Origin of the sequence: Acinetobacter sp. YH12128 (assembly GCF_013418655.1) — a bacterium.
Lineage (GTDB): Bacteria > Pseudomonadota > Gammaproteobacteria > Pseudomonadales > Moraxellaceae > Acinetobacter > Acinetobacter amyesii.
In genome coordinates, this window is the sequence record NZ_VPBO01000049.1 from 1 (window position 1) to 8,757 (window position 8,757).

An 8,757-nucleotide genomic window follows, 5' to 3' on the forward strand; every position below is an offset into this window, starting at 1 on the left:
CTCGTAGTATTCATGGATTTCTGAGTGGGATTTACGCATCGTTATGTGCATATCAACTTAATCATCAAAATAAACCAACAATTCAAATTATGGAATCATTGGCTTAAGCGGGATTCGGGTTAAATAAAGATTAATTCTGTCTGTAAGAGACTTTGGCTTTTTACATAAATTTAGCGTTGTTTTGTGCAACTTTGCCCTCATAATAAAGCCATATAAAACTGTTGAAGAAGAGTGTGATGCAGGAACAGCCTTTTGAACTGGTAACACAATATCAGCCGGCAGGTGATCAGCCTCAAGCGATTGAGAAATTGGTGAAGGGGATTGAAAAAGGAATGCATGATCAGTTGCTCTTAGGGGTAACAGGTTCAGGTAAAACCTATACCATGGCAAATGTGATAGCACGCACGCAACGTCCAACGATTATTATGGCGCATAATAAAACTTTGGCTGCGCAGCTTTATGGCGAGTTTAAAGCCTTCTTTCCGCATAATGCCGTGGAATACTTCGTCAGTTATTATGACTATTATCAACCCGAAGCCTATGTTCCATCTTCAGATACTTTTATTGAAAAAGATTCATCGATTAATGATCATATCGACCAGATGCGTCTTTCGGCAACACGGGCATTATTAGAGCGACGTGATGCAATTATCGTAGCGTCAGTTTCAGCTATTTATGGTCTGGGTGATCCCAATGCTTATATGAGTATGCTTCTGCATATCGTGGAAGGAGACCGTATTAGCCGTGATGATATCATCCGTCGTTTGGTGGAAATGCAATACACCCGAAATGAACTCGAATTTTTACGGGGTACATACCGTATTCGTGGTGAAATTATTGATATTTTTCCTGCTGAATCTGATCAAAATGCCATTCGAATAGAGTTATTTGATGATGAAGTTGATTCAGTTCGATGGTTTGATCCATTGACGGGCAGAATGGTCCGTAAAGTGCCACGGATTACGATTTACCCAAAAAGCCATTATGTAACACCTAAAGATAATTTACAGCGTGCAATTGGAACGATTCGTGAAGAACTCGCAGAACGACTAGGATTCTTTCGTGCAAATGATAAATTACTCGAAGCACAGCGTATCGAACAACGTACACGTTATGATTTAGAGATGATGCAGCAGCTTGGCTATACCAACGGTATTGAAAACTATTCACGCCACTTGTCTGGCCGTCCTTCTGGTGAAGCACCTCCGACTTTGTTTGATTATGTACCTGATGATGCTTTATTAATCATTGATGAATCGCACGTTACCGTTCCGCAAATTGGGGCTATGTATAAAGGTGACCGTTCACGTAAAGAAAATTTGGTCAATTACGGTTTTCGTTTACCAAGTGCGCTTGATAACCGCCCAATGAAATTTGAAGAATGGGAGCGGATTATTCCTTCGACCATTTATGTCAGTGCAACGCCTGCACATTATGAAATGGAAAAGTCTGAACAAGTCGTTGAGCAAGTGGTTCGACCCACAGGTTTGGTCGACCCTGAAATTGAAATTCGTCCAGTGTTAACGCAAGTGGATGATGTATTGTCAGAAATTAATAATCGTAAAAACTTAAATGAGCGTGTATTGGTTACGACATTAACCAAACGTATGGCAGAAGATTTAACTTCATATTTGAAAGAATATGGTATTAAGGTCGCTTATTTACATTCTGATATTGACACTGTTGAACGAACTAAAATTATTCATGAATTGCGTTCAGGTGTATACGATGCAATTGTTGGGATTAACTTGCTGCGTGAAGGCTTAGATATGCCAGAGGTGTCTCTAGTAGCCATTTTAGATGCAGACAAAGAGGGGTTCTTACGTTCTGAGCGTTCTTTGATTCAAACCATTGGTCGTGCAGCGCGTAACTTAAACGGTAAAGCGATTTTATATGCAGATCGTATGACCGACTCCATGCAAAAAGCCATTGATGAAACGGATCGTCGTCGTAATTTACAGATTGCATTTAACCTTGAACATGGCATTACACCACGTAGTGCTGTACGCCAAAACGTTAATGATATTGATACTGGTGAACTGCTGACAGATGATGAAATCGATGCAAAAATTTCAGATCAGGCCAAGGCATTAACTGCAGATGAACGTCATTTGATGTCGGATCCAAAACTTCTGGCAAAACATATGAATAAGTTGGAAAAAGAAATGCTAAAAGCGTCTAAGGAATTACAGTTTGAACAAGCCGCTCGATTACGCGATGAAATCTTGCGTTTAAAAGCACAGATGATTTCATAATTTTGTTAGACAAGATGCGGAATATTGTTTGAATGACATACATAATTCAGACAAGAAAATGATTTTTAGAGCAATTTTTTCCGCTAGAGTAAAAACACGAGAGAAAGAATTACTTAATTTTCATCGAATGTTTTGCATCGAAATGAGGCATAAAAATGACAACAACGAATCTTCCGAAAGCTGGTTTTAAACTCGCAAAAATTGCACTTGGTGCAGCAGTGTTAATTGGTTTGGGTGCAGCCACAATGGCCTATGCACAGACGAAACCGTTACAGACTGTGGAAAAAGTCGAGCTCGATCGTTATTTAGGTATGTGGTATGAAGTAGCTCGTAAGCCTATGGTTTTTCAAAAAAGCTGTGACCGTGATGTGATTGCGGTTTACACGCTAAATGAAAATGGCAACATTAATGTAAATAATCGCTGTGTATCTAAAGATGGTACCAAGAAGCAATCAATAGGCGAGGCATTTGTACAAAATGCACCGTTTAACACGAAATTAAAAGTTAGTTTCTTACCAGAAGCCATTCGTTGGTTGCCTGTGGGGCGTGGTGATTATTGGGTACTCAAAGCCGATGAAGACTATCAAACAGTTTTGGTGGGTGAGCCACGTCGTAAATATATGTGGGTTCTTTCTCGTTCGGCTCATCCAGATCAGGAAGTGATTCAGGAATATTTAAATTATGCGCAATCTGTTGGTTATGACTTATCAGATATTATTCATACCAAGCAGACAGTAAAACCATAAATCTAAATATTTGAACAAATGCTAAAAAACCATGCCTGTGCATGGTTTTTTATTTGCTAGAATGTCTCTGCGAAAAGCTTGATCAATCAAGCAAAATATCAAATTTATGGTGTATTCGGGACTGGAGTGAAAGATGTATAAAGGCGTTGCATTGTCTGTATTGGCATCGGTCACTTTTGGTATTTTGTATTTCTTTACCATCTTTTTAAAACCTCTAGATAGCGAGCAAACTTTTGCATGGCGCATGTTAGCGACCTTGCCATTTTTAACCTTATTTATGTGGTGGATGAAAGATTTAAACAAAGTCAGTGAAATTTTTTGGCGAGTGGTTAAGCAGCCGATTTTTCTACTTTGGTTAATTATCAGTTCTTTTTTATGTACCACACAGCTTTGGTTGTTTTTGTGGGGGCCAATTAATGGCCGTGGACTAGAAGTTTCTTTGGGATATTTTTTACTTCCCTTAGTGATGGTTCTAGTCGGATGTGTACTGTATAAAGAAAAACTTTCTAAATGGCAGATGGCTGCCGTGGCACTGGCAATTTTAGGTGTCGGTCACGAAATTTGGCGCATTGGCAGTATCGCGTGGGAAACTGTTTATGTCGCTGTGGCTTACCCGATTTATTTCTTTTTACGTCGTACCTTTAAAACTGATCATTTGGGTGGTTTTTGGTGGGATCTTTGCTTAATTCTGCCTGTAGCCTTTTATTTAGGATTTATCCATAGCGATAGTTTAGCGCTGATGTCGTTATTCCCTCATCTGATTTTGGCGGTTTTGGGACTTGGTTTTCTGAGTGCGCTTGGCTTAGGTAGCTATATGTTGGCGAGTCGTTATTTGCCATTTGTGATTTTTGGTTTGTTGAGTTATTTAGAACCCGTGTTGTTAGCCTTTGCATCGATCGCATTGGGAGAGCGAGTAGAAGCAGAAGAATGGCTGACCTATATTCCAATTTGGGGTGCCGTTTTGTTATTGGTGATAGAAGGCGTCTTGCATCTGTTTAAACAAAAGCAAAATGAACGTGCGCTAGCTAAAAATGTAAAAGCGTTAAATGATCGAATCGATTCTTAGACTGAAAATATTGGTACGATAAATTGATCAGTTCACAATTAACACTTGCTGTTTTTTAAGAAAATCTTAAACTTAGAAAATTAAAACACACCATGATTCAATTCATTGTTTAGGAAGAACAGTATTGAATGATGGTGTACAAAAATATTTATTTTAGATAAAAATAAACTGAAATCGATAAAAGATTGATTAAAGAATCAAGATACAGGATGCAGTCAGTGGTTGTCCCATTTCATCTAAGCACTAAACTTTTACAGCTAGAGCCTGTGTTGGATCAGCATTGGCGGAGTATCGTGTCTGAATTGTGCACTGATCTTGATCAATCCAATTTACCGCAGATACAGCAGGTGTTATCGCAAAAAGGAATTCGTTGGGAGTCTTCATCACAGTCGTATCAACTTGATGTGCCGATGAATTTGGGCATGCTGATGAAAGTACTAAAATATGATGTCATGCGTGAGCATGCACAGTATTTGGCAACAAAGCTCGAAGAACTTCGAACATTGACAATGAGTATTCAAATTGCGCATAAATTAGAAGAAAAATTAATCTATATCAATAAAATAGATGCAGAAGAAGATTTTGAATTGCAGCATGAAAAAAACATATTACATCGGCATTTTATTTTAAATGCCGCACAAATCATTCGTGAAATGGATTTGCTTGCGCCGAGTGATGCACGTCAACTCACTGCCCAGCAAGTCAAAATTTTCTTGATCGAAGTTTTTTTAAAGTCACATCTATTGGGGCAAGTTTTTGATGCAGCTATCCCGAATTCGTCTTTGATTTGGCAACATCCGATTTTTAAATACTATTTAAAGCGTGAACAAAAAACACGATATTTACAAATCGTACAAACATATGAGTTTATTTATATTTTGTCGCCTGATTTAGATTGGACGACGCAGTATTCAGCAACTCGGTTTTTATCGACAAAGTATAATGACGCCTTAGCAGACGACGTTTTTGATGGGGCAGCTATAGATTTAACTACTGCTTTAGAAAATCAGCAAATAGAACAATTAAAAATTCAAGTCTCAAAGCTAGCATCCATTGCAGGTTTTATACATTTAGATCTACAAAATTTAATGCAGCAATTATATACACGGGTGGATAAGCATCTGCTTTTAATGCTACATGTAGAGGATGCCATTCAATTGGCAACGGTTTTACCAACTTTTGAGCAGCAGTTGAATGCATTGATCTTGAAGCCATTGCATCAGACTGTTCAATATCAACTGAATGAGCAGATACAGCATGATTTTGTCTTTTTTTATAGCATGCAAATATCTCAGAAGCTCATCACGAGTCTAAGAGTCTTGAGTAGTTGCACAAAGTTTGAGGCAAGTTTGGAGTTGAAACGACTGCGACTTCAACTACAGGCTTGGCAGGTACTTTTGTTGAAACGGCGTGCTCAAATTTTTCATGTCCAAAACGAAGATGATTGGGAGTTTCATCATCAGCAGTCACAGCAAATTCATACGGCATTGAAAGCGCTCTTGCAGACGACCGAGGACGAGGATCAACAGCAGATCTTTGCTGCTGAAGCCGTCGTAGAAAATATGGGTACCCATGGCTCGCATGTTGGATTTTCTAAACGCATGACGAAAACAGGGGATTATGAAAGCCTTGAAGCCGATGCTTTAAAAGCGCAGCAACAAAAAAAGCGCCAGACTTATATGCAGGTTTTAATGTTGCTGAAGGAACATGCGTCACAGCTCGTCAATCTCGATTTTGAGCCATGTGAAAATGCCTTAAAGGTGCAGTCTTTTAGTGATCGGAGATATTTTGCGATTAGTGCTGGAGAGAATGGTTTAAATGCACTACCGAAAATATTAGAGCTGAGTGTCAATTTCTTTGAGTTTAATCTGGAAAATTTTGCTGAGAATCTGAAGAATTAACTGAATTTTAAATATTGATCTGACTTCAAAAATCCATTGTTTTGCCCAAAATAAAAAAACACCACAATTTGAAAAATATAAATATTCGTGCATCTTTGAGCTAAATGTGCTGAGATCTGGTTGATAAAACTACATTTGAAATTTTGTGACAAAAATCTGCGAAAAAGCCGGTTTTTCAACTTTCGGCTATAAAATCATAATACTAATCATGATTATTTTGAAAATTGATAGTGAATATATAACAAAATAACCTTGTCGAAATCTGCTTTTAGATTCATTAATTTTCAGTTTTCCATTACAATTGTGGGGTTTTGAAATTTATGCTTAGATTTACAATTAATTAGAGGACGTATCTGTGAGCAAAGACACTATCGTTGCCCTACATGCAGAGCACCAAGGTCGCTGGAAAAACCGTGAAGAAATCGCGGAACGTATGATTGCCCTAGTGGGTCAGTTATATCGTGAAAAAAACATCGTAGCTACAGTATACGGTCGTTCTTTAATTAACCGTTCGGTTATCCAAATTCTTAAAGCGCATCGTCGTACTCGCGTACTTGACGTTGAACTTTCAGTTGTGAACACTTTCCCAATTCTTGAAGCTTTGGCAAAAATCGAAAACATCGGTACTGCTGAAATTGATCTTGGCAAACTTGCTGTTGAGTTCAAAGAAAAAGGCGGTGATGTTGACGCATTCGTTGCTGACGCTGTGAAATCACTTGAAGGCAATGCAACTAACGTTGAAAACCGTGATGTTGTTCTTTACGGTTTCGGTCGTATTGGTCGTATCCTTGCACGTTTGATGATCAGCCAATCTGGTCTAGGTCGTGGCCTTAACCTTAAAGCAATCGTTGTTCGTAAATCATCTGACGGTGACTTAGAAAAACGTGCGTCTTTGTTACGTCGTGACTCTATTCATGGTCCATTCGCAGGTACGATTTCTGTTGATGAAGAAAACGAAGCAATCATTGCTAACGGTAACTTCATCAAAGTGATCTATGCGTCTAACCCATCTGAAGTTGATTACACTGCTTACGGTATTAACAATGCACTTGTAATCGATAACACAGGTAAATGGCGTGATTCTGAAGGTCTTGCACAGCACCTTAAATGCGCTGGCGCTGCACGTGTAATTCTGACTGCACCTGGTAAAGGTGACATGAAGAACGTTGTATTTGGTGTGAACCAGGCTGACATCCTTGATGAAGATCAAATCATCTCTGCTGCAAGCTGTACTACCAATGCGATCACTCCAACACTGAAAGTGTTAAACGACAAATACACAGTGATCAATGGTCACGTTGAAACAGTTCACTCGTTCACAAACGACCAGAACCTGATCGACAACTACCATAAAGCTGACCGTCGTGGCCGTGCTGCAACATTGAACATGGTTATTACTGAGACTGGTGCTGCTAAAGCGGTTGCGAAAGCACTTCCTGCACTTAAAGGCAAGTTGACTGGTAACTCTGTACGTGTTCCTACACCAAACGTATCTCTTGCAATCCTGAACCTGACTTTAGAAAAAGAAGTTGATCGTGATGAAGTAAATGAATACATTCGCCAAATCTCAATCAATTCTAACCTTCAAGGTCAAATCGGTTATACAAACTCGACTGAAGTTGTATCTTCTGACTTTATCGGTTCTCGTACTGCAGGTGTATTCGACGCTCAAGCGACCATCACTTCAGGCAACCGTTTAACTTGCTACGTTTGGTATGATAACGAAGTAGGTTATAGCTGCCAGGTACTTCGTATTGCTGAGCAAATGGGCGGCGTAAGCTATCCAAAAGTTCCTGCTGAAACAAATGCATAATTTGTAGAAGTCATCTAAAAAAAGAGCCTCTTTTGAGGCTCTTTTTTATTGTGGAAAATAAAGTTGGCCAATCAGCTTAATAAAATCATATACATTAATTGATGGAAAATTCACCTTGATACGCTCATATGAATCTGTTAGCTTACAAATGGTAAGTACATTAAAAATAGTAAGTAATAACTAAAAACCGTGATCAAGAAAGGAACTCTTCAATGACCAAGTATGCAATCAGTCCATTACTGGGGCAGGTGCTATCCAATGAATGTCCATCCCGTGAAATACTGGAACATCTCACCAATAAATGGTCAGTGCTGGTATTGCGCTGTTTAAGTGAGGGCGTACATCGCTTTAGTGAGTTGAAACAGCGAATTGAAGGGGTCAGTGAAAAGATGCTGGCACAAACCTTAAAAATGCTGGAACAAGATGGTTTTATTTTAAGAACGGTATATCCGGTTGTACCCCCTAAAGTGGAATATCAATTGACCATTACCGGTTCGCAAGCGGCAGAAAAAATAAATTATTTGATTGGCTGGGTAGAGCGGAGTTTGCCAGAGATTTTGGAAAATAAAGAGCGTGTTGCTAAATAAAAATTAAATTGCTTTTGGGGGAAGCAATAAATGGATAAATCAGAAAATTTAGTTGCTCGATTATTGGCAGTGTACGCAATTATCCTAACTTTATGCATCGCTATTTATGCAATTTTTAAAAGTTTAGAAGTTGATATTACTTTAGCGACAAATCTTTTGCTTTGGTCGGCGGGGATATTTGCTCCAATAGCGGTCTTAATGACTTACACGAATTGGCGAGAGCAAAAAGGCAGTGAATTAATTGCTGCTCAATCTAAAGATTTAATAGATCTCTTTCATAAATCAAAAAACGATCTTCTTTTTGGTTAATATTTGCACTCCGGATTTCTTAGCATTCGTGCATAATCTGCGGATGAAATACATCGATTCAAACAAGCTTTCTGATCCTC

7 protein-coding genes and 1 pseudogene are annotated in these 8,757 nt (G+C 38.7%); all 8 read left to right on the forward strand.

What is annotated here, in order from left to right; translation table 11 throughout:
* Nucleotides 1-107: pseudogene (locus FTU64_RS15980) on the forward strand (IS982 family transposase); the annotation flags it as partial.
* 126 nt (nt 108-233) lie between these two features.
* Nucleotides 234-2,255 carry an excinuclease ABC subunit UvrB gene (gene uvrB, locus FTU64_RS15985; RefSeq protein ID WP_180023439.1) on the forward strand — a complete coding sequence of 674 codons (2,022 nt, stop codon included), beginning with the start codon at nt 234-236 and terminating at the stop codon, nt 2,253-2,255.
* A gap of 155 nt (nt 2,256-2,410) precedes the next feature.
* On the forward strand, nt 2,411-3,001 hold the full coding sequence (locus FTU64_RS15990; RefSeq protein WP_180060292.1) for a lipocalin family protein: 591 nt from the start codon (nt 2,411-2,413) through the stop codon (nt 2,999-3,001).
* A 133-nt stretch (nt 3,002-3,134) separates the two neighbouring features.
* Nucleotides 3,135-4,067, forward strand: coding sequence for an EamA family transporter RarD (gene rarD / locus FTU64_RS15995; RefSeq protein ID WP_180055058.1), 933 nt, complete (start codon nt 3,135-3,137; stop codon nt 4,065-4,067).
* A 209-nt stretch (nt 4,068-4,276) separates the two neighbouring features.
* Entirely contained in the window at nt 4,277-5,968 is a 1,692-nt protein-coding gene (locus FTU64_RS16000; protein WP_180060294.1) for a hypothetical protein, read from the forward strand.
* A 355-nt stretch (nt 5,969-6,323) separates the two neighbouring features.
* Nucleotides 6,324-7,781 (forward strand): glyceraldehyde-3-phosphate dehydrogenase, encoded by a 1,458-nt coding sequence (locus tag FTU64_RS16005; RefSeq protein ID WP_180060296.1) that lies wholly within the window; start codon nt 6,324-6,326, stop codon nt 7,779-7,781.
* Between the two features lie 212 nt (nt 7,782-7,993).
* Entirely contained in the window at nt 7,994-8,368 is a 375-nt protein-coding gene (locus FTU64_RS16010; protein WP_159123113.1) for a helix-turn-helix domain-containing protein, read from the forward strand.
* Between the two features lie 30 nt (nt 8,369-8,398).
* Complete coding sequence (locus tag FTU64_RS16015) at nt 8,399-8,677, forward strand: hypothetical protein (RefSeq protein WP_257222278.1); 279 nt, start codon at nt 8,399-8,401, stop codon at nt 8,675-8,677.
* The last annotated feature ends 80 nt before the right edge of the window (nt 8,678-8,757 follow it).

Bases quoted from the DNA above. Each gene is read 5' to 3' on its own strand.
- FTU64_RS15990 (WP_180060292.1), top strand. From the start codon at position 2,411: ATGACAACAACGAATCTTCCGAAAGCTGGTTTTAAACTCGCAAAAATT.
- rarD (WP_180055058.1), top strand. From the start codon at position 3,135: ATGTATAAAGGCGTTGCATTGTCTGTATTGGCATCGGTCACTTTTGGT.
- FTU64_RS16000 (WP_180060294.1), top strand. From the start codon at position 4,277: ATGCAGTCAGTGGTTGTCCCATTTCATCTAAGCACTAAACTTTTACAG.
- FTU64_RS16010 (WP_159123113.1), top strand. From the start codon at position 7,994: ATGACCAAGTATGCAATCAGTCCATTACTGGGGCAGGTGCTATCCAAT.
- FTU64_RS16015 (WP_257222278.1), top strand. From the start codon at position 8,399: ATGGATAAATCAGAAAATTTAGTTGCTCGATTATTGGCAGTGTACGCA.